Source organism: Micromonospora wenchangensis (assembly GCF_002210435.1).
Classification (GTDB): Bacteria; Actinomycetota; Actinomycetes; order Mycobacteriales; family Micromonosporaceae; genus Micromonospora; species Micromonospora wenchangensis.
The window spans coordinates 70,567-92,290 of record NZ_MZMV01000022.1; the positions used below are offsets into that span (position 1 = coordinate 70,567).

Sequence of the window (21,724 nt, forward strand, 5' to 3'; positions counted from 1 at the left end):
GCTCGACGATGTTCTTCGAACCCGAGGCCCTGCCCGAGGCGGTACGCTACGCCGCGGTCGCCGGCGTGGTGCGTGAACCGGGCATGCCCGAACGACCGCCCGCCGCGCCGCCCCTTCCCGCCGAGCGGGTGACCGTCGCCTTCGCCGGCGACGCCACCGGGGCCGGGGAGCTCACCTGGGGCCAGCGCATGGTCTGGCTGTCGATGCTGAGGTGGGGCTGGCTCAACATCGGCGCGCCGATGCCGCAGCCGCCCGGCCGGACCGTGGCGGACCTGGCAGACGAGTTGCGGTACATGATGTCCCGCTTCCCTTCGCTGCGCACGAGGCTGCGGTTCGACGCCGAGGGCCGGCCGAGCCAGGAACTGTTCGCCGACGGCGAGATCGCCTTCGAGGTATACGACGCCGACGGGGACGCCGACCCGCAGAAGACGGCCCGAGCGGTGTACGAAGCGTATCTGGCCACGGCCCGCGACTTCGTCCGTGAATGGCCGCTGCGCGTTGCCGCGGTGCGCCGCGAGGGCGCGGTGACCCACATGGTCATCGTCGTCTGTCACCTGGCGACGGACGGCGTCGGCGTCTCGGTGCTCTTCGAGGAGACCACTGCCCGCGTCGCCGAGCCGCCGCGCGGCATGGAGCAGCTGGAACTCGTCCGCTGGCAGGACTCGCTGGCCGGGCGGCGGCAGGCCGCGGCGGGGCTGCGCCACATCGAGGCGGAGCTGCGGTCCGTCCCGCCGCGCCCGATGCCCCGGTCGGCCGATCGGGGCGAACGGCGGCACTGGGCGGCCACCCTGACCACCGCCGCCCTGCTCCCGGCGATGCAGGCGATCGCCCGCCGCACGCGCGCCGACTCCTCGACGATCCTGCTGACCCTGTACGCCATCGCTCTGGGCCGACGGGAACTGCTGAACCCGGCTGTGCTGCGGCCGCTGGTGAACAACCGGTTTCGGCCGGGCCTGCGCAGGGTCGTGAGCCATGTCATGCAGTCCGGCGTCTGCGTGCTCGATGTCGCCGGAGCCACCGTCGACGAGGCGATGATCCGCGCCCGCGGTCCCGTTCGGCTGGCGTACAAGCACGCTTACTACGATCCGGAGGACGAGCTCGCGCTCATCGACCGCCTCGCCCGCGAACAGCCGGGCGCCCCGCGCTGGGCCGGCGACACGTGGGCGTACGTCAACGACCGGCGAGGCGAGACGACCAGAATCGCGGCCATGACGCCTCCGGACGCGTCGGCGGCAGACACGATCCCGGAGTTGCTCGCCCGCACCGAGTTCCGGCTGACCGAGTGGCGGGACAAGCCGATCGAGCCGCTGTACCTGAGCATCGACGACCCTGCGGAAGGCATCGTGTTCACACTGCGCGGGGACAGCTGGTATGTCACCCCGGCGGACGGCGAGGCGCTGCTGCGGGACATGGAGAGCCTCGCGATAGCCGCCATGTCCGATTCGGCGGTTCCCACCGCGGTACTCGTCCACAACGGACCATGAGTGCGTACGTGACGTTCCGGTCGCACCATTTCCGTATCCATTGTCGCAATATGCGAAATTACCCGGCCCGCGGCGGAGACGTAGACCGCGATCTTCGGTGAAGACTGATACTGGCCGATGGAGGTGGGCCGTGATAATTTCACCGGAGCAATAGCTGGCGTAGAGCCCGGATAGACCCGCTACGCAGTAGAAACGCGCGAAGGGCGAACGCGGTCACGCTGTCGCTATCGGCTCGGCACCAGGTCACTCATGATCCAAATCGGCGCCGCGGATTGCGCCGCGATCTCCGGTGAGGTTTCGTGGCGTCGTTGAGAATTGGCACCAGCCGCACCAGGAACATATCCGGTGGCGTTCTGTGAAAAGGTCGATGAACGCCGTCGTCATGCACGCGGCAGGCGGGCCGGACGTCCTGCGGGTGGAGCAGGTGCCCGAGCCGTCGCCTGCCGGCGGGGAGAGCCTGGTCGACGTCACGTTCGCCGGCCTCAACTTCGACGATCTGGACCAACGCGCCGACCCGGGGCGGAAGGTGCCCGCGGTGCTGGGCGTGGACGCCGTGGGCATACGGCGGCGCGATGGACGCCGGGTGGCCGCGCTGCTACGGACCGGCGGCGGGTACGCGCAGGTCGTTGCTGCCCCTGACGTGCACACGGTCGAGGTGCCCGACGACCTGGACGACCGGCAGGCTGTCGCTTTGTTCGAACAGGGAGCCACCGCTTACGGCGCTCTGATGTTGGCCGGCCGCCTGCGCCCGGGCGAGACCGTCGCGGTGTCCGCGGCCGCGGGCGGTGTCGGCCATCTCGCAGTCCAACTGGCCCTCACGCTGGGCGCCGGCTCAGTCATCGGCATCACGGGGACCGCCGCCAAGCAGGCGTTCGTGACCGCACAGGGTGCCGAGGCCCTCGTCGAGGGGACGGGTACCGATCTGGGCGCACGCCTGCGCGAGCTGACCGGTGGTCGCGGGGTCGATGTGTTCCTCGACTCCGTCGGCGGTGCGCGGACGCAGTCCGCGCTGACCGGATTGGCCCCGTTCGGCCGACTGGTCACCCTCGGCTGGCGTCCGGGCGGGCACGTCGACGTGCCGCTGCGTCGGCTGATCGAGCAGTCCGTCGGATGTGCCGGCTTCTGGATGCGGCACGTCGTGGACGACCGGGAGCTGCTGTGCCACATCGCCCAGACCCTGTTCGAATTCGCGCGCCGAGGTCGGTTGGTCGCGCACGTCGATCGCGTCGTAGGCCTGCGTGACGTCGCCGCCGCCCATGCCGCGCTGGCTGCCAGGGCGACCGTCGGCAAGGTGTTGATCGACGTGAACCGGGAGTCGTGAATGTATACCCGCTACTGCCGTTCCGTGCTGTGCACGCCGGCGACCTCCCCCGAACGCTACGCCAAGTGCCACCGCTCCGGCGCCGACATCTGTCTTGTCGACCTGGAGGACTCGGTGTCCGTGCGGCGCAAGCAGGAGGCCCGCAGCGAGGCCGGCGCCTTCTTCTCGTCCGCGTTGGGAATGGCACGGCACTGCGCCATCCGGATCAATCCGGTCACCGAATCCGAAGGCCTGCACGATCTCCTGGCCATTCAGGACTACCCGGTCAAACCCGCCACCGTCCTCGTGCCCAAGGTCGAATCGCCGCGCGACCTGGAAATCGTCGAACAGGTGCTGCGGCCCCGGTGCCCCGGCGTGGAACTGTTCGCCGTGCTGGAGACGCCGCGAGGCGTGGAACACGCCGCGCAGATCGCCGCGGCCTGCGGTAACCTGCGCGCCCTGATCTTCGGCGCCGCCGACTACGCCGCCGTGCTCGGCATCAATGTGGACTGGGAGCCGCTGGTGCACGCGCGCGCCCGGGTGGTCAACGGCGCCCATACCGCCGGCATCCACGCGATCGACTCGCCCACCTTCGACCTGACCGACACCAAGGCCACGTACCGGGAGGCCGAACTCGCGCTGGCACTGGGGTTCAGCGGCAAGATCGCGCTCAACCCGGCCCAGGTGACCGTGATCAACGAGGTGTTCTCGCCGGGCATGGAGCAGCTGGAACGTGCCGCACGGATCGTCGACGCGGCCCGACACAGCGCCGACGGCGTGACCACGGTCGATGGTGGCATGCTCGGCCGTCCGTTCTTCGAGGCGTCCCGGCGGCTGCTCGACGAATTCGGGGCATCCGGCGACGCGCCCCAGGTGGCACACCGATGACCGAGGCGAGAACTGACGACGATGAGCCGTGGCCGCTCGGCTACCGCCGGATCGGCCCGCACCGGTACCGCGAGACAGTCGGGTTCTGCTACGAGGAACTGGTCGTCGGCACGGTGATCGAGCATCGGCCGGGGCGCACCGTGACCGAGATGGACAACGTGCTGATGAGCATGCTGAGCATGAACGATTCGCCGCTGCACATCGACGCCGCCTACGGCGAGCACACCAGGTGGGGCCGGCCGCTCGTGTCGAGCCTGGTCACGTTGAGCATCGTCGGCGGGATGACCGCGCGCAGCACGAGCGGGCGCGCCGTGGCCAATCTCGGATGGGACCACATCCGCCTGCCCCATCCGGTCTTCGTCGGCGACACGCTCTACGCGGAGAGCGAGATCACCGCCAAACGTCTGTCGACGAGCCGGCCGGGCGTCGGCATCGTCAGTTGCCGCACCGAGGGCCGCAAGTCCACCGGCGAGATCGTGCTGACCTTCGAACGCACCTTCATGGTGCCCACCGCGCGCGGTGAAGACGCTCACGGCGCGGCCGGCTACTGACGCCGAACAGGTCTTGCGAAGGGATACGACGTAACCACGACCGCCCAGTGCCCGCGGCATCCGCTCTGCGCCCCGGACTGATTCCGCCGCACCTCGACCGAACGGAGAGACAGTGACCGCGACAGCAGTGGATCACCCGGGCGAGAAGCCCGAGGCGACCGGTCCGCACCGCTACCGCAACAGCGAGCGGATGTTGGCGGCGTCCGATCCGGTCTGGCAGGCCGCGGCCGAGCACGGGCTGATCGACATGCACGTGGACGCGGCGTCCGACTACGAACTGGTGATACGGGAAACCGGCCACCGGTTCGTGAACATGTGCTCGTGCTCCTATCTGGGGCTCAATTCCCACCCGAAGATCCTGCAGGGAGCCGTGGACGCGCTGGCCACGGCGAAGTCGACGTCGCTGTCGGTATCGGCGACCCGGATCCGGCCCAATCTGTCAGCGGACCTGGAGGACGAACTGGGCGACCTGTGGCGGGCCGACATCCTGGTCGGCCTGTCCTGCAGCACGCTGACGTCAGGCATCCTGCCGCTGCTGGCGGGCGGCCAGTTGGCCGAGGGCGGCCCCCGGACGATGGTCTTCGACCGCTTCGCCCATTTCAACCTCGCCCACGTGAAGCCGATCTGCGCCGACGAGAGCCTGGTGCTCACCGCCCCGCACAACGACCTGGACTACGTGGAGGACGTCTGCCGCAAACACCCGCGCGTGGCGTACGTCGCGGACGGCGCGTACTCGATGGGCGGTGCGCTCCCGCTGGAAGGGCTGCTGGAGCTCCAGGACAGGTACGGCCTGTTCCTCTACATCGACGACTCGCACTCCCTGTCCGCGGTCGGCGAGCACGGCGAGGGCTACGTGCGCTCCCGGGCGGAGCTCAACCCACTGACCATGGTGGTGGCGTCGCTGGTCAAGGGGTTCGGCACCGGTGGCGCGGTCGCCATGCTCGGTGACCGTGGCCTGGTCCGGCTCCTGCGACGTCACGCGGGACCGGTGGGCTGGTCGCAGAGCCCCGACAACATGGTGCTCGGTGCCTCACTCGCCAGCGCGGCCCTGCACCGGACGCCGGAACTCGGGGAGTTGCAACGACGGCTGCGGGACAACGTCGAGCTCTTCGACCGGCTGGTGCCGACCCCGCACGCGGGGAACGACTTCGCCGTGCGCGTCGTCCCCGTCGGCGAGGCCGACCGGGCCATCGACCTGTCGGTGCGGATGTTCGAAAGAGGCTACTACTGTTCGGCGGTGTTCTTCCCCATCGTCGCCAAGGGCGAGGCCGGGCTGCGGATTCTGCTGCGTGCCGACCTGCCGAGCAAGCTCGTCACGGATTTCGCATCGTCGGTGACCACCGAGTCGATGGCCTGAGAAGGCAACTCAGGGCGGTGGTGCAGACCCCGGCGGGCGAGGTCGACCGGCTCACCCTCGCGGCCATCATCCGTCTCCGAGCCGCGTTCACCATCTCCTCGGTCGGCGACTGGATCTACCGATTCGCGGTTCCGATGCTGGTGCTGCAACTGACCGGTTCGCCGCTGGCCACGGCCTTCGCATACGTCGTCGAGTTCGTGCCGTACGTGGTGATCGGGCCGTTCGCGGGCCTCGTGGCCGACCGATTCCCGAGACTCAAAGTCATGATCCTCTGCGACTCGGCCTCCGCAGTCGTCGCGGCCCTGCTGGCGTTACTCGCCCGCGCCGACCACCCGCCCATCGCGGCCCTGTACGCCGTCGCGCTGCTGCTCGCGTGCATCCGTCCGTTCTACTTCCCCGCCATGCAAGGCTTGACGGTCGAGGGGGTGCCGGAGGGACGCAGGGCCGGATTCAACGCGTGGACACAGGTGACCGACGGCCTGCTGTCCTTCAGCGGCCCCCTCTTCGGCACCGCGGTCGTCGCGGCCACCGGCGTCGGCACGGCCACCTCGATCAACGCTGCGACGTTCGTGGCCTCAGCCGCACTGCTCGCGTCGATCGTCCCCGGCGTGACCCGACGGGCGCGGCCCCCCGCCGTTTCGTCAGGCGTCCTTCGCGGACTGGCGGTGGGACTGCGTACGATCGGATATTCCCCGGCTATTCTGTGGGGAACCGTACTGATGACCGCTGCCAACTTCGCCACGGCCCTGATCCAGGGCAATCTGGTCTACATCCTGCTACACAGCGAAGGTCAGTCCACGTTGACGCTGGGCATGGTGTTCAGCGCGCAGGGGGCCGGTGCCGTCGTCGCGGGCGTGCTGGCCCCCCGCCTGATGAAGCGCACCTCAGCCGGACTGGTGATCTCGGCCGGGATGGCGCTCTCGCTTCTGGGGATGGCCATACCGGCGGTGCTGCCGGTATGGGGCGCGATCCTCGCGGGCGGGGGCATCAGCGGCGCGGCGTTCGCGCTGGTCGTCGTGTGCTGGTACACCAGTCTCCAGCGGATCATCCCGGTTGAACTCATCGGCAGGTTCGTCGCAATGGGCCGGGCCATCGCCTACGCCACGCTCCCGGCGGGCGCCGTGCTCGGCGCGGTCCTCCTGGACGCCTCCGGGTCCGTGCGCGCCCTGTTCCTGGTTGCCGTCGCCATCCAACTCCTCATCGCGATCGGCACCGTGCGTTCTCCCCTCGCCCGGATCGCCGGCACCGACAGCGACAAGGGGACTACGTAGATCTCGGCTCTGTCCCACATTCGGTTCTGTCTCACCTTCGGTGATGACGGAGGCTGGTGGTCAGCCGGCTTGGTGTCGACGCGGTGCCGCCCATCATCGAAGATCATCCAGCGGCTCCCGCTCCGGTGGGGCTGCCGGAGGGGGTCGGATCTGGACCCGGATAAGTGTCGGTGGTCAGACCTAGGCTTCAGGCATGACCACCTGGCCCCCGGGTAGTGCCGCCCCGGTCGCCGTGCGGCCCACCAGTGGCCGGATCGATCTGCCTGACCATCTGGTGCCGTTGCTGACCGGATCGCCGCACCTCAACGTGTTCGGGCCGGCCAGGCCATGGGTGCCACCCACGGGGTGGCTCGAGGACACCCGTGCCCGGCTGATGGCCGTCGCCGCCCGGAAAGGGCTCACCGACCTGCCCGCCCGGATGGCACGACTCAAGCCCGGCACGTCGATGGCGGTCGAGGAGGTGAAGTGGCTGGCGCAGGGCGCGCTCGGCGCGTCCACCAGCGTGTCGGGCCCGTTGTGGCGGCTCGGTGACCTCCTGGTGGCCGACCACCTGACGGCACCCCTGACTCCGACGACGGACCCGGAGACCACCTGGCAGACCCAGGTCATGCCGGTCCTACCGGGACGCCTCTTCGCGGACTCCGACAGCCCGGCACGCCGGGAACGCATCATCCGCTACTACCGCGACTGCCTCGGGATACTCGTCGAGGCGCCACCGTTCGCCGAGCGTGGACACGCCCTGGCCACGTTGTACGCCCGGATAGCCGAGGACCCGGCGCTACTGGAACAGCACCGGGCGGGGTCGAGGCGGCAACTCGCCGTCCAGTGGGGATCGGCCCTGCTCGGTGACGCGGAGCGGGCCGCCCTACCCGACTACGCCGGGCCGGCCGACTACCTGTCCTGGACCCTGACCGGCCTCCGGGCCGCCCACCAGCGCCTGGTGGACACGGTGGGCGCCGAGGCCGGCAGTTTCGACGAGTTGGTCGCCGCCATGCTGCTGAAGCTCGGCAAGCCGGTGCCGGCCGTCATCGCCACGACCGGGCTGGGCCAGGACGGTTTCCACGCCGTCCTCCGCGCGTACGACGTGCTTGAGCCCAATTTCGACTACGACGTCTGGTACCGGACGGTGTTCGCGTGGCTGGACCACGCGATCATCGCGGGCGAAGCGGAGACCGCACGCATCTGGGTGGGCCTGGAGTGGAGCTGTGCCACCGCGCTGAACGGCTGGCCGGGCCCACACCGGGACGTGCAGAGCGGGCTCTTCTTCTGCCTGAGATACCTGCGTAGCCTGCGCATGCTCGGCCAGCCACGGCCCGCCGTCGTCAACCCGCTGGTGTCCGCCCTCGCCGACACTCCGGGACCGGCGCAGCCCACGACCGCCCCGCCCCGACCCGCCCGGCCCGGGGGTGCCCCGGACGAGCACACCGAGCAGGACGCCATGGGCGTCCTCGACGACATGATCGGGATGTCCCCGGTCAAGCAACGCGTCGTCCGGCTCCACGCGGAGGCCAGAGTCGAGGCACTACGCCGCGAGTCCGGTCTGCCACCGGCCCGCAACCGACGGCACATGGTGTTCGCCGGCAACCCGGGCACCGGAAAGACCACCATCGCCACGATCATCGGCCGGGTCTATGCCGCGTACGGCGTGCTGGCCTCCGGCCACCTGGTCGAGGTGGCCAGGGCGGAACTGCTCAACGGCGCCAAGGTGACCGCTGCCGTACGCAACGCGCTCGGCGGCATCCTGATGATCAACGTCGGTCGGGCGGTCCAGGAGAACCCCGCCGCGCGCGAGGCCACCGCGACGCTGACCAGGTTGATCGAGGAGCACCGCGAGGACCTGGTGGTCGTCATCGCCGGGCAGCCCAAGGATGTCGCGGAGTTCCTGTCCAGTGAGGTCGGCCTGGCGGCGCGGTTCCCGAACACCTTCAACTTCGTCGACTTCACCGACGACGAGTTGGTGCGACTCTTCGAGCGGGAGGCCAAGGCGTCCGGGTTCGTACCCGCCGACGGTGTGCTCGACCGGGTCCGGAATCTGGTCACGCGGATGCCGCGCGCCGCCGGCTTCGACAACGTCCGGGTGGTCCGTAACCTCGTCGACGAGTCCGCGTCGCACCAGGCGATGCGGATCAGCCGGTCGGCCGCACCCACGGTCGGGCAACTGGCCGAGCTGTTGGTGGAAGACGTCACGGCACCGGCGTCCGTGGTGCTCGCGCCCGCCCACAAGGGCGACCCGATGGCGGAGCTGGACACGCTCATCGGGCTACCCGACGTCAAGGCGCAGGTACGGCTGCTGGTCGCGGAGGCCCGGGCGGAAAGCCTGCGGACCCGGGCCGGGCTCGCGGTGAGCCGAGGATCCCGGCACATGGTGTTCGTCGGAAATCCGGGCACCGCGAAGACCACGGTGGCCCGGTTGATCGCCCGGATCTACGCCGACCTCGGGCTGCTCGGTTCCGGTCATCTGGTCGAGGTGACCAGGACGGACCTGATCGGCCAGTACATCGGGCAGACCGGCCCGCGCGTCCACGCGGCGTTCGAACGGGCACTCGGTGGCGTGCTCTTCATCGACGAGGCGTACTCGCTGTCGATGTCCGACTCGCCGCGGGACTACGGTCACGAGGCCATCGCCACGCTGCTCAAGCTGATGGAGGACCATCGGGACGACCTGGTGGTGATCGCCGCCGGCTACGAGGTCGAGATGCGGCGGTTCCTCGAGGCGAACAGTGGTCTGGCATCCCGGTTCCCCACGCTTCTCGAGTTCCCCGACTACGACCTCGACGAGCTGGTGCAGATCTTCACCGTCCTCGCCCACGACGCCGGCTACCAACTCGCCGACGGCGTACCGGGCCGGGTTCGTACGACGCTCGCCCGTCTTTCCCCGGGGTCGTCGTTCGGCAACGGCCGTACGGTACGCAACCTGCTGGAGGCGACCGTCGCCAAGCAGGCGGCACGGATCATCGAGTTGGCCGACGCGCCGACGGAGGTCGTCCGGAAGCTGGTGGTGGAGGACCTGCCGACCAACTTCGGCAGTCAGGACCGACCGCCCACGATCGGCCAGTATCTGTGATCGTCAGGGGTCCGGTGCAACGCCGCGCGGGCCCCGCCAGGACGACGCGGATCCATGCCGGTTCGGCCATGACCACCTGCGACGGCACGATCTGCGGCACGCCGGTCTGACCTGGATGGCCGACGCCGGGGTGCCGGTACACGTCCTACGGAAGATCGCCGGCCACGGGTCGCCGACCGCGACCCGGCGGTACCTGCACCCCGACCGGCATTCGATCACCGACGCCGGAACGGCGCTCAGCGCGCACTTGAAGGCTCGCCGGTCCCAGAGTGGTCCCCAGCTACGCGCCGTCTAGATCAGCGAACCTCTACTGCCGTGGTACGAATTAGAGGCCGTTGACCAGGGAGAATATCCCGGTCGACGGCCTCTTTTCGTGCTGTCGGGACGGCCGGATTCGAACCGACGACCCCTTGACCCCCAGTCAAGTGCGCTACCAAGCTGCGCCACGTCCCGATGCTCCCCGCGTGGTCTCCCCCGCGGCAGCCGGTACAGCTTAGCGCAGGATCTTCGCACCGCGCGCACAGCCCCCCACCGCGCCGGTGGGCACCGCCACCACCCCTAGAGCATCCTAGGAAGGAGGGGATACGACACAGGCTGCCGTCCCGGGGTGGGGCGGCAGCCTGTGTCGACGGCGGGTCAGCCGTGGGCTTTGCCCCGACCGCCGGGGCCGAGCTTCTTGCGGGGGCGTACCGAGATCTCCACCGGGCTGCCCTCGAAGCCGAACTCCTCGCGGAGCTTGCGCTCGACGAAGCGCTGGTAGCCGGCGTCCAGCGGTGCGGTGGTGAACAGCACGAACCGCGGCGGGGAGACACCCGCCTGGGTGGCGAAGAGGATCTTCGGGGCCCGGCCGCCGCGCACCGGGTGCGGGGTGGCCTGCACCAGGGCGGTGAGCCACTGGTTGAGTTGCGCGGTGGGCACCCGGGTCTCCCAGCTCGCCAGCGCCTTGCGCAGCGCGGGGGCGAGCTTGTCGACGGCCCGGCCGGTCTGCGCCGACAGGTTGAGCCGGATCGCCCAGGGGATGCGGCGCAGCTCCCGGTCGATCTCCTTGTCCAGGTAGTACCGGCGGTCGGCGTCGACCAGGTCCCACTTGTTGAAGGCGATCACCAGGGCCCGGCCGGCCTCGACGACCATGGTCAGGATCCGCTGGTCCTGCTCGCTGATCGGCTCGCTGGAGTCGAGCAGCACCACCGCCACCTCGGCCGCCTCGATCGCCCCGGCGGTGCGCAGGCTGGCGTAGTACTCGGTGCCGCTGGCCTTGCCGACCCGCTTGCGCAGCCCGGCGGTGTCGACCAGTTGCCAGGTTTCGCCACCGATCTCGACGAGGCTGTCCACCGGGTCGACTGTGGTGCCGGCGACCGAGTCGACGACCGCCCGTTCCTCACCGGAGAACCGGTTGAGCAGGCTGGACTTGCCGACGTTGGGCCGGCCGACCAGCGCCACCCGGCGGGGGCCGCGCGGCCGGTTCTCGACGATCTTCGGGGCCTCGGGCAGGGCGTCGAGGATGGCATCGAGCAGTTCCCCGGAGCCCCGGCCGTGCAGGGCGGAGACCGGGTGCGGCTCGCCGAGCCCCAGCGACCACAGCGAGGTGGCCTCCAGCTCGATGGCGCTGTTGTCGGTCTTGTTGGCCACCAGGATCACCGGCTTGGCGCTGCGCCGCAGCATCCGCACCGCGGCCTCGTCCACGTCGGTCGAGCCGACCATCGCGTCGACCACGAAGATCACCACGTCGGCGGTGAGCACCGCCGTCTCGGCCTGCGCGGCGATCGCCGCCGCCCGGTCCTTCGCGTCCGGTTCCCAACCGCCGGTGTCCACCACGGTGAACGAGCGGCCGTTCCACTGCGCGTCGTACGGCACCCGGTCCCGGGTCACCCCGGGGGTGTCCTCGACGACCGCCTGCCGGCGGCCGATGATCCGGTTGACCAGCGTCGACTTGCCCACGTTGGGGCGGCCGACGACGGCCACCACCGGCTGCGGACCGGTCGGCTCGTCGACCTCGACATCCGGTTCGCGTAGCTCCACCCAACCGTCGCTCATGCCACTCCCCGCTCGGTGAGCAGCCCACGCAGCCGGTCGACGACCTCGTCGATGCCCAGCTCGGTGGTGTCGAGTTCGACGGCGTCGGCGGACTGCCGCAGCGGGTCGACCGTGCGGGTGGAGTCGAGCCGGTCCCGGCGGGCCAGATCGGCGGCGGTCGCCGCGACGTCGACGGCGTCCTCGGCGCTGCGCCGCCGGGCCCGGGCCGCCTCGGAGGCGGTCAGGTAGACCTTCAGGTCGGCGTCGGGAGCCACCACGGCACCGATGTCCCGACCCTCCACCACGATCCGGCCGGCGTGGTTGATCAGTTCCCGCTGCCGGGCCACGAGCAGCGCCCGCACCGCCGGGACGGCGGCCACCGCGGAGACCGCGCCGGTCACCTCGGGGCCCCGGATCTCCCGGTCGACGTTCACCCCGTCGACGGTCACGGCGTACCCCTGGGGGTCGGTGCCGATGCGCAGCTCGACCTCCTCGGCGACCTTGCCCACCGCGGCGGCGTCGGTCAGGTCGACCCCGGAACGCAGCACCGCCCAGGTGATCGCCCGGTACATCGCGCCGGTGTCCAGGTAGCGGGCACCGAGGCCGGCGGCGAGCCGCCGCGAGACGGTGGACTTACCCGAACCGGACGGCCCGTCCACAGCGACCACGCAGCGCCCGGCCCGTACGTTTTCCTCCACCGTTGTCCTCCTCAGCCCGTATCTCGCGGGTCGCCGGTGCTCCGGCGCCGTTGAGCGGTAGTCCATCGTCGTCAATCATGCCCGCGCCTCGCGGGTGTCTCCGCGCCGCCGGGGCGGCGCACGCCACCACCGGCCCGCGGGCCGCGTGGAAGCCTACCGGCACACGTACCCGGTGCGACTCCGGTCAGTCACCCACGGCCTTGAACAGGGCGGCGACCTCCGCGTTGGTCAGCCGCCGGATCCGCCCGGTGCGCAGGTCACCGAGCTTGATCGGCCCGATCGAGGTACGCACCAGCCGGGACACCGGGTGCCCGACCTCGGCCAGCAGCCGCCGGACGATGTGCTTGCGTCCCTCGTGCAGGCTCAGCTCCACCTGGGCGGTTCGCCCCAGGGTGTCCACCACCTTGAACGAGTCGACCTTGACCGGCCCGTCCTCCAGCTCCACACCGGCCAGCAGCCGCTTGCCGAGGTTACGCGGGATCGGCCCGGCCACCTCGGCCAGGTAGGTCTTGAGCACCTGGTACGACGGGTGCATCAGCTTGTGGGTCAGGGTGCCGTCGTTGGTGAGCAGCAGCAGGCCCTCGCTGTCGGCGTCGAGCCGCCCGACGTGGTAGACCCGCTGCTCGACCCGGTTGCCGATGAACTCGGCCAGCTCGTTGCGGCCCTTCTCGTCGGCCATCGTGGTGACCACCCCGCGCGGCTTGTTCATCGCCACGTACACCAGGCGGTTGTCGGCCTGGAGGCGTTCCCCGTCGACGTGGATCACGGCGGTGGCGGGGTCGACCTTGTCCCCGAGCTGGGCGACCCGCCCGTTCACGGTCACCCGACGCCGGAAGATCAGATCCTCACAGGCGCGTCGGGAACCGACGCCGGCGGCGGCGAGCACCTTCTGGAGGCGCTCGGCGCCCTCGTACACGGGGGCGTCGGGCTTGGGGGAACGGCTATCGCGTGGCATCGGCAAGCTCTTCTACGTCGTCGGGGAGGAACGGGGCGAGTGGGGGCAGGTCGGCGACCGAGTCCAGGCCCAGCTTCTCCAGGAACATCGTGGTGGTCCGGTAGAGGAACGCCCCACTGTCCGGTTCGGCGCCGCACTCCTCGACCAACCCCCGGGAGACCAGGGTACGGAGCACCCCGTCACAGTTGACACCCCGGATGGCCGACACCCGACCCCGGGTCACCGGCTGCTTGTAGGCGACCACCGCGAGTGTCTCCAGGGCGGCCTGGGTCAGCCGGACCGACTGCCCGTCCAGCACGAACCGTTCCACGTACGTCGCGTATTCCGGCCGGGTGTACAGCCGCCACCCGCCGGCCGCCCGGCGCAGCTCGAACCCGTGCCCGGCGGTGGTGTAGCCGGCCGCGATGTCGTCGAGCACCGGGCCGATCCGCTCCGGGGGCTGCTCCAGCACCTGCGCCAGCACGAGTTCGCTTACCGGTTCGTCGACCACCAGCAGGATGGCCTCCAACGCGCCGCGCAGTTCCGCGTCGTCGAGTTCGGGTGCCGGCGGCGGGGCGACCGTCGCCCGCCGTCGTCCGGCCGGCTGCCGCTTCGGTACGCCCCCCGCACCCCGCTCCCCCGCCGTCTCCGGGCCGGCGTCGCTGCCAGCCGCCCCACCGGCTGCGGTCACGACGGCTGCGGTCACGTCCTCGTCAGGTCCGGGTTCGGGTGTCCCGTCGGTAGCAGGCTCGGGACCGGCCGTCCCGGCGTCGGTTGTCTCGCCGTCGGCGGTCTCGCCGTCGGCTGCCTCGGCGTCGGCTGTCTCGGCGTCGGCTGCGGGTGGTGCCGCCGCAGCGGGGAGTTCGTCGACGGTGTCCGTTTCTGACGGGACGGGAGCGTCCTCGGCCCCGGAGTCCGGCGCGCCGGGTGCGGGCTTGCGCTGCGGGGCGGGCCGCTCCCACGGGGGAATCCAGGCGGCGGCCTGGTCGGCCAGCGAGTCCCGGCGCTCCTCGTCGCTCATCAGTTCTCCTGCGCAGTCACCGGGGCGGGCGTGGTGGCGGCCGGGGGGGCGGTGGCGGGCGCGGCCGGGTCGGGGTCTGTGGGGCTGCCGGCGTACTCGTCGACGTGCAGTTCGGTGCCGCCCTCGGCGGGACCGGTCCAGCGCACCGTCAACTCCTCCAGGGCCTCCTCCTGGACGAACACGACCAGCCCCTCCCGGTACAGCTCCAGCAGGGCCAGGAAGCGGGCCACCACCTCCAGGGTGATCGCGCAGTCGGCACAGAGCAGCGCGAAGGTGGCGATCCCGGCCCGGCGTAGCCGCTCGGCGATGACCGCCGCGTGTTCCCGGACACTGACCCGGACGAGGTGCACGTGCGCGATGGACACCTCGGGCACCGGCTTCGGGGTCATCGCCCGCACGGCGAGCGTGCGCAGCCGCTCCGGGCCGATGCCGAGCACCAGGTCGGGCAGGGCCTCGGCATACCGGGCTTCCAGGGTGACCGCCCGTGGGTAGCGTCGCCCGCCGACGGCCTCCAGTTCGGCGATGTGCGCCGCCGCCTCCTTGTACGCCTTGTACTGCAACAGCCTGGCGAAGAGCAGGTCCCGCGCCTCCAGCAGGGCGAGGTCCTCCTCGTCCTCCACCTCGGCCGACGGCAGCAGCCGGGCCGCCTTCAGGTCGAGCAGGGTGGCGGCGACGAGCAGGAACTCGCTGGTCTCGTCGAGGTCCCACTCGTCGCCCATGGCGCGCAGGTAGGAGATGAACTCGTCGGTGACGGTGTGCAACGCCACCTCGGTGACGTCCAGCTTGTGTTTGCTGATCAGTTGCAGCAGCAGGTCGAACGGGCCGGTGAAGTTCGCCAGCCGGACGGTGAAGCCGCCGCTCTGCCCGGCCTGCGGCACCCCCGCCGGGTCGGTCGCCACGTCGGCGGCGACCTCGGCGGCCAGCACGGGCGGCTGCTGCGGGGTCGTCGGCGGGTCCAGCGGCGGCGCGGTCACCGGACGACCGTAGTCCACGTCCCGGACGTCGTCGCCGCCCGGGACGCCCCGGCGTGCACCCCGACCTACCGGTCGGCCTGGGCCGCGATCACCTCACGGGCCAACTGCCGGTAGTTGCGGGCCCCCGAGGAGGCCGGGTCGAGGGTGGTGATCGGCGCACCGGCCACCGTGGACTCGGGGAACTTCACCGTCTTGGTGATGACGGTCTGGTAGACCTTGTCGCCGAACGCCTCGACCACCCGCTGGAGCACCTGCCGGCAGTGGGTGGTGCGGCTGTCGTACATGGTGGCGAGGATGCCTTCGAGTTCCAGGTCGAAGTTGAGCCGCTCGCGGACCTTGTCGATGGTGTCCAGCAGCAGCGCCACCCCGCGCAGGCTGAAGAACTCGCACTCCAGGGGGATGAGCACGCCGTGCGCGACGGTCAGCGCGTTGATCGCCAGCAGGCCCAGCGAGGGCTGGCAGTCGATCAGGATGTAGTCGTACTCCTTGCGGATGGTCCGCAGCACCCGGGCCAGGGCCATCTCCCGGGCGACCTCGTTGACCAGCTGTATCTCGGCGGCCGACAGGTCGATGTTGGCGGGCAGCAGGTGCAGGCCGGCCACGTCCGTCTTGATCAGGACGTCTTCGGCGATGACGTCGTCCTGCATGAGCAGGTTGTAGACGGACAGGTCGAGGTTGTGCGGGTTGACCCCGAGGCCCACCGACAGGGCGCCCTGCGGGTCGAAGTCGACGAGCAGCACCTTGCGGCCGTACTCGGCCAGGGCCGCACCGAGGTTGATGGTGGTGGTGGTCTTACCCACGCCACCCTTCTGGTTGGCCATCGCGATGATCCGGGCCGGGCCGTGCCGGTCGGTGGGCATCGGCTCGGGGATCGGCTTGCGCATCGTGTAGGCGGCCGGATCGGCCGGGCCCAGGTCGGCGCCGAGCGACGCCTGCTGCTCACGGAGCTCCGACGTCCAGGCGTCGGCACGGTCACCGTTGCCAGCCATGTCCTCGTTGCCCCCTCCCGACGACCACCCGGCGTCGGAGCTGTCCGACGTCCTTCGCGGCGCCGCTGCGCACCCCGGTTGTCGCCCAGGAGGTCCGCGCCGATGCCGACTCTACGCCACCGACGACCAGCGCGTTCGGCACCGGTCCGGCGTGTCGGGCATAGCGGCCGGTCAGCGGGCTGGCGGGGGGTCCGCGTCGCGGGCGCGGGGGTGCGTGGTGGCGTACACCTCGCGGAGCCGGTCCACGGTGACCAACGTGTACACCTGGGTGGTGGTGACCGAGGCGTGGCCGAGCAACTCCTGCACCACCCGCACGTCCGCGCCCCCGTCGAGCAGGTGGGTGGCGTAGCAGTGACGCAGGGTGTGCGGGGAGACGGCGTGCGGCCCGTCCACCGGCAGTCCGGCCCGGCGGGCGGCCCGCCGCAGCACGGTCCACGCCCCCTGCCGGGTCAGCGGCCCACCCCGGGCGTTGACGAACACCGTCGGGGTGCCCCGCCCGGCGGCCACCAGCGCCGGCCGGGCCCGCACCAGGTAGGCGCGCAGCGCGTCGACGGCGTACCCGCCGATGGGCACCAGCCGGGTCCGGCCGCCCTTGCCGCGCAGCAGGGCGGTGCCCTCGTCGACGGCCAGGTCGTCGACTGCCGCGCCGACCGCCTCGGAGATCCGCGCGCCGGTGCCGTACAGGAACTCCAGCAGCGCCCGGTCGCGCAGGGCGAGGGCGGCCCCGTCGCCGGTGGCGGTGACCGGGCCGGCGGTCTCCAGCAACCGGACCACGTCGTCGACCGGCAGCGCCCGGGGCAGCCGCCGGGCCGGGGTGGGCGGGCGCACGTCGCGGCTGGGGTCGTCGCCGGCCAGGCCCTCGCGGACGGCGAACCGGTGCAGCCCACGCACGGCGGACGCGGCCCGCGCGGCCGAGGTCACCGCCAGCGGCGGATGGTCGTCGTCACCGGCGCGCAGCCGGGCCAGGTGCGCCTCGACCTGCCCGGCGTCAACGGCGGCCAGGTCGCGTACCCCGGCGGCGGCCAGGGTGTCCAGGTAACGGTCCAGGTCCCGCCGGTACGAGGCGAGGGTGTTCGCCGACAGTCCCCGCTCGACGGTGAGGTGGTCGAGGTAGCCGCGCACGGCCCGCCGCAGGGCCGGCGCGGGCTCCCCGCCCGCCCCGGCCCCGTCACCTGCCGCCCCCGGCACCTCGTCCCCGGTCGCGCGGGGCACGGCGTCGGGTGCCGGGGCGTGCGTCGTCCGCCCGGTCAGGCCAGCACCTCGTCCAGCGGGAGGGTGGCCATGCCGTGCGCCTCGGCGACCGGGCCGTAGACGACCCGACCGTCGTGGGTGTTCAGGCCCAGCGCCAGGGCCGGGTCGTGGCGCAGCGCGTCGCGCCAGCCCTGGTTGGCAAGCTCCAGGGCGTACGGCAGGGTGACGTTGGTCAGCGCGTAGGTGCTGGTGTGCGGCACCGCGCCGGGCATGTTCGCCACGCAGTAGAAGATCGAGTCGTGCACCTGGTAGGTCGGCTCCGCGTGGGTGGTGGGGCGGGAGTCCTCGAAGCAGCCACCCTGGTCGATGGAGATGTCGACGAGCACGCTGCCCGGCTTCATCCGGGACACCAGCTCGTTGGAGATCAGCGTCGGGGCCTTCGCGCCCGGGACGAGGACCGCGCCGATGACCAGGTCGGCGTCGAGCACCGCCCGTTCGATCTCGTACGCGTTGGAGGCGACCGTCTGCAGATGGCCCCGGTAGATGGCGTCGGCCTGCCGCAGCCGGGCCACGTTCTTGTCCAGCAGCAGCACCTCGGCCTGCAGGCCCAGCGCGATCGCGGCGGCGTTCATCCCGGACACGCCCGCGCCGATGACGACGGTCTTCGCCGCGTACACCCCGGAGACGCCGCCCATCAGGATGCCCCGGCCGCCGCCCTGCCGTTGCAGGTGGTACGCGCCGACCTGCGGGGCGAGCCGACCGGCCACCTCGGACATCGGGGCGAGCAGCGGCAGCGACCGGTCGGGCAGCTCGACGGTCTCGTAGGCGATGCCGGTGACCTTCCGGTCGACAAGCGCGTCGGTGCACTCCTTGGACGCGGCCAGGTGCAGGTAGGTGAAGAGCACCTGCCCGGCGCGCATCCGGTGGTACTCCTCGGCGATCGGTTCCTTGACCTTCAGCACCAGCTCGGCGGTGTCCCACACCTCGTCGGCGGTGCCGAGGATGGTGGCCCCGGCGGCGGTGAACTCGTCGTCGGTGAGGCTGGACCCGACGCCGGCACCGGCCTCGACGAAGACCTGGTGACCGTGGCGGACGAACTCGTTGACGCCCGCCGGCGTGATCGCCACGCGGTACTCGTGGTTCTTGACCTCGCGGGGGATTCCGACCTTCACGTGAGACACCCTTCTCCGGGATGCCGCACCCCGGACTGCGCGGTGCCCCGCCGGCTCCGTTGCCGACGCGGTCCACCGTTCCCGCCGGCGGCAGTCTAGGCGCGCCGCCCTCCCCCGACGGGCGGCACAGTGACAGCCGGTGCCCGATGCGCCTGACGGTGTGTCAGGCATACCGCGCGGGCCTGCCGTTCGGCGTCACACCCATCGTCGCACCGCGCGGCCCCGACCGCCGCACGGGAAACGCTCCCGCAACGACGTCGTGACACAGCGGGCCGGCCGGGGTGTGCGCACGACGCAGGGGCCGCGCGGCGAACCGCGGCGGCCCCTGTCGGCGGACGGATTCAGCGGTGCAGCGGGGTGTCGGCGCGACGCAGCACCGACCAGCCGGCGTCCCGGGCCCGCGCGGCGGCCAGCAGCCCGGCCACGCACGGGCCGTTGGTGATCTCCCCGGCCAACGCCATGCCGACCGCCTCGTCCAGGTCGATCCGGACGACCTGCAGGTCGGCCTCCTCGTCGTGCCGCTCGTGCCGCTGCCCGACGGGCACCTCGGCCAGCTCCCGGGCGAGGAACACCCGGACCACCTCGTCGGAGAAACCCGGCGACGTGTGCACGTCGACCAGCAGGTCCCACCGGGCGGCGGTCAGGTCGGCCTCCTCGGCCAACTCCCGGGCCGCGGCCACCGGCAGGTCCTCACCGGCGACGTCCATCAGCCCGGCGGGCAGCTCCCACAGGTGCCGGCCGACCGGCTGCCGGTACTGGCGCACCAGCACCACCTGACTCGCGTCGTCGAGGGCGACCACGGCGACCGCGCCGACGTGCCGGGCGTAGTCGCGGGTGGCGGTGCCCCCACCGGGCATGGTCACCTCGTCGGTGACCACGGTGAAGATCCGCCCGGCGTACCGCTGCACCCGGGAACGCAGCTCGTAGCGGTGCTCGACGGCGCTCACGACGCGGACGACGCCGTCGCCGGTGCGCCGTTGCGGGACGCGTTCTTCGCCGCCGCCTGCGTCTTCCTCGTCGTCTCGGTCGTCGCCGCACCGGGCACCGGGTCGAGGTCCACCGGCAACTGGTCGGCCTGCGAGTACGCCACGGCCGCCTTGACGAACCCGGCGAACAGCGGGTGCGGGCGGGTCGGGCGGCTCTTCAGCTCCGGATGCGCCTGGGTGGCCACGAAGAACGGGTGCAGGCCGCGGTCCAGCTCCACGAACTCGACCAGCCGGCCGTCCGGGGAGGTGCCGGAGATGTGCAGGCCGGCCTTGGTGAGCTGGTCCCGGTAGGCGTTGTTCACCTCGTAGCGGTGCCGATGCCGTTCGCTGATCTCCGTGGCGCCGTACGCCTCGGCCACGATCGACCCCTCGGCCAGCGTCGCCGGGTACGCCCCCAGCCGCATGGTGCCGCCCAGGTCACCCCGGCCGGCGACGATGTCCTGCTGGTCGGCCATGGTGGCGATGACCGGGTGCTTGGCGTCCTCGTCGAATTCGAGGGAGTTCGCCGCGTCGAGGCCGGCCAGGTGGCGGGCCACCTCGATGGTCATGCACTGCAGGCCGAGGCAGAGCCCGAGCAGCGGCACCCCGTTCTCCCGGGCGTACCGGGCGGTGCCGATCTTGCCCTCGATGCCGCGCACGCCGAACCCGCCGGGGATGACGATGCCGTCCACACCGGCCAGGGCCGCCGCCGCGCCGGCCGGGGTGACGCAGTCGTCGCTGGGCACCCAGCGCAGCTGCACCCGGGCCCGGTGGCCGAACCCGGCGGCCCGGATCGCCTCGCTGACCGACAGGTAGGCGTCCGGCAGGTCGACGTACTTGCCGACGACCGCCACGGTGACCGTGTGGTGCGGCTGGTGCACCCGCTCCAGCAGGTCGTCCCAGCGGGTCCAGTCGACGTCACGGAAGGACAGGCCGAGCCGGCGCACCACGTACGCGTCGAGTCCCTCGCGGTGCAGCACCTTGGGGATGTCGTAGATGCTCGGCGCGTCCGGGGCGGCGACGACCGCCTCGGCGTCGACGTCGCAGTACAGGGACAGCTTCTCCTTGAGCTTCTCCGGGATCTCCCGGTCGCAGCGCAGCACGATCGCGTCGGGCTGGATGCCGATGTTGCGCAGCTGCGCCACCGAGTGCTGGGTCGGCTTGGTCTTCAGCTCCCCCGACGGGGCGAGGTAGGGCACCAGCGACACGTGCAGGTAGAAGCAGTTGTCCCGGCCCAGGTCGTGCCGCACCTGCCGGATCGCCTCCAGGAACGGCAACGACTCGATGTCGCCGACGGTGCCGCCGACCTCGGTGATCACCACGTCGGGGATCTGGCCGTCGGCGTCCGGGTCGGCCATGCCGACGATCCGCGCCTTGATCTCGTTGGTGATGTGCGGGATGACCTGAACGGTGTCGCCCAGGTACTCGCCGCGCCGCTCCTTGGCGATCACGTCGGAGTAGATCTGGCCGGTGGTGACGTTGGCCTTGCCGGAGAGGTCCCGGTCGAGGAACCGCTCGTAGTGCCCGACGTCGAGGTCGGTCTCCGCGCCGTCCTCGGTGATGAACACCTCGCCGTGCTGGAACGGGTTCATCGTCCCGGGGTCGACGTTGAGGTAGGGGTCGAGCTTCTGCATGACCACCCGCAGCCCGCGTGCGGTGAGCAGATTGCCGAGGCTGGAGGCGGTGAGGCCCTTACCGAGCGAGGAGGCGACGCCCCCGGTGACGAAGATGTGCCGGGTCGTGCGTGCTGAAGGGGCCAAGGCCTGCTCCCGTGTCGTCCGTAGCGGTCGTGCGAACCGCCGTGCCGATCAAGTGATCACGCGATCCACGGGATTCCACGGTAACACCTCTC

General features: G+C 71.3%; 17 protein-coding genes, 1 tRNA gene and 1 pseudogene. 8 read left to right on the plus strand and 11 right to left on the minus strand.

Annotated features, from left to right (window positions below; genetic code table 11):
* Positions 1 to 8 precede the first annotated feature (8 nt).
* The 8 genes and pseudogenes from B5D80_RS15050 to B5D80_RS15085 all read left to right on the plus strand — a co-directional run.
* Positions 9 to 1,484, plus strand: a complete 1,476-nt coding sequence (locus tag B5D80_RS15050) for a condensation domain-containing protein (protein ID WP_088644503.1) — start codon at positions 9 to 11, stop codon at positions 1,482 to 1,484.
* A 367-nt stretch (positions 1,485 to 1,851) separates the two neighbouring features.
* Positions 1,852 to 2,805 carry a quinone oxidoreductase family protein gene (locus B5D80_RS15055; protein WP_088644504.1) on the plus strand — a complete coding sequence of 318 codons (954 nt, stop codon included), beginning with the start codon at positions 1,852 to 1,854 and terminating at the stop codon, positions 2,803 to 2,805.
* Entirely contained in the window at positions 2,806 to 3,672 is an 867-nt protein-coding gene (locus B5D80_RS15060) for an HpcH/HpaI aldolase/citrate lyase family protein (protein WP_088644505.1), read from the plus strand.
* Positions 3,669 to 4,223, plus strand: a complete 555-nt coding sequence (locus tag B5D80_RS15065; RefSeq protein WP_088644506.1) for a MaoC family dehydratase — start codon at positions 3,669 to 3,671, stop codon at positions 4,221 to 4,223. Before B5D80_RS15060 ends, B5D80_RS15065 begins: the two co-directional genes overlap by 4 nt.
* Positions 4,224 to 4,335: 112 nt before the next feature.
* Positions 4,336 to 5,580, plus strand: coding sequence for an aminotransferase class I/II-fold pyridoxal phosphate-dependent enzyme (locus tag B5D80_RS15070; protein WP_245854591.1), 1,245 nt, complete (start codon positions 4,336 to 4,338; stop codon positions 5,578 to 5,580).
* A gap of 17 nt (positions 5,581 to 5,597) precedes the next feature.
* Entirely contained in the window at positions 5,598 to 6,851 is a 1,254-nt protein-coding gene (locus tag B5D80_RS15075) for an MFS transporter (RefSeq protein ID WP_158224187.1), read from the plus strand.
* Between the two features lie 193 nt (positions 6,852 to 7,044).
* The gene (locus B5D80_RS33900; protein WP_088644508.1) at positions 7,045 to 9,915 is read left to right on the plus strand and encodes an AAA family ATPase; all 2,871 of its coding nucleotides are present in this window, start codon (positions 7,045 to 7,047) and stop codon (positions 9,913 to 9,915) included.
* 64 nt (positions 9,916 to 9,979) lie between these two features.
* Positions 9,980 to 10,210 (plus strand): annotated as a pseudogene (locus B5D80_RS15085) (tyrosine-type recombinase/integrase); the annotation flags it as partial.
* Between the two features lie 84 nt (positions 10,211 to 10,294).
* Here B5D80_RS15085 and B5D80_RS15090 read toward each other — a convergent pair.
* The 11 genes from B5D80_RS15090 to B5D80_RS15140 all read right to left on the minus strand — a co-directional run bounded on the left by B5D80_RS15090 (position 10,295) and on the right by B5D80_RS15140 (position 21,632).
* A tRNA-Pro gene (locus tag B5D80_RS15090) sits at positions 10,295 to 10,368 on the minus strand.
* 183 nt (positions 10,369 to 10,551) lie between these two features.
* Positions 10,552 to 11,949: a ribosome biogenesis GTPase Der gene (der, locus tag B5D80_RS15095; protein WP_088644509.1), complete on the minus strand. Its 1,398-nt coding sequence runs from the start codon at positions 11,947 to 11,949 to the stop codon at positions 10,552 to 10,554.
* On the minus strand, positions 11,946 to 12,626 hold the full coding sequence (cmk, locus tag B5D80_RS15100) for a (d)CMP kinase (RefSeq protein WP_088644510.1): 681 nt from the start codon (positions 12,624 to 12,626) through the stop codon (positions 11,946 to 11,948). The genes der and cmk overlap by 4 nt, the downstream gene beginning before the upstream one ends.
* Positions 12,627 to 12,810: 184 nt before the next feature.
* A complete protein-coding gene (locus B5D80_RS15105) occupies positions 12,811 to 13,581 on the minus strand; it encodes a pseudouridine synthase (RefSeq protein WP_088644511.1) in 771 nt (256 codons plus the stop codon).
* The gene (gene scpB / locus B5D80_RS15110) at positions 13,568 to 14,581 is read right to left on the minus strand and encodes an SMC-Scp complex subunit ScpB (protein WP_144081675.1); all 1,014 of its coding nucleotides are present in this window, start codon (positions 14,579 to 14,581) and stop codon (positions 13,568 to 13,570) included. Before scpB ends, B5D80_RS15105 begins: the two co-directional genes overlap by 14 nt.
* Positions 14,581 to 15,480 carry a segregation and condensation protein A gene (locus B5D80_RS15115; RefSeq protein ID WP_425437210.1) on the minus strand — a complete coding sequence of 300 codons (900 nt, stop codon included), beginning with the start codon at positions 15,478 to 15,480 and terminating at the stop codon, positions 14,581 to 14,583. Before B5D80_RS15115 ends, scpB begins: the two co-directional genes overlap by 1 nt.
* Before the next feature lie 140 nt (positions 15,481 to 15,620).
* Positions 15,621 to 16,544 (minus strand): ParA family protein, encoded by a 924-nt coding sequence (locus tag B5D80_RS15120; protein WP_088644512.1) that lies wholly within the window; start codon positions 16,542 to 16,544, stop codon positions 15,621 to 15,623.
* Between the two features lie 171 nt (positions 16,545 to 16,715).
* Positions 16,716 to 17,732, minus strand: coding sequence for a site-specific tyrosine recombinase XerD (locus B5D80_RS15125; RefSeq protein WP_088644530.1), 1,017 nt, complete (start codon positions 17,730 to 17,732; stop codon positions 16,716 to 16,718).
* 59 nt (positions 17,733 to 17,791) lie between these two features.
* Positions 17,792 to 18,907, minus strand: coding sequence for an alanine dehydrogenase (ald, locus tag B5D80_RS15130; RefSeq protein ID WP_088644513.1), 1,116 nt, complete (start codon positions 18,905 to 18,907; stop codon positions 17,792 to 17,794).
* A 341-nt stretch (positions 18,908 to 19,248) separates the two neighbouring features.
* Positions 19,249 to 19,854, minus strand: coding sequence for an NUDIX domain-containing protein (locus B5D80_RS15135; RefSeq protein WP_088644514.1), 606 nt, complete (start codon positions 19,852 to 19,854; stop codon positions 19,249 to 19,251).
* On the minus strand, positions 19,851 to 21,632 hold the full coding sequence (locus B5D80_RS15140; RefSeq protein ID WP_088644515.1) for a CTP synthase: 1,782 nt from the start codon (positions 21,630 to 21,632) through the stop codon (positions 19,851 to 19,853). Before B5D80_RS15140 ends, B5D80_RS15135 begins: the two co-directional genes overlap by 4 nt.
* Positions 21,633 to 21,724: the final 92 nt, after the last annotated feature.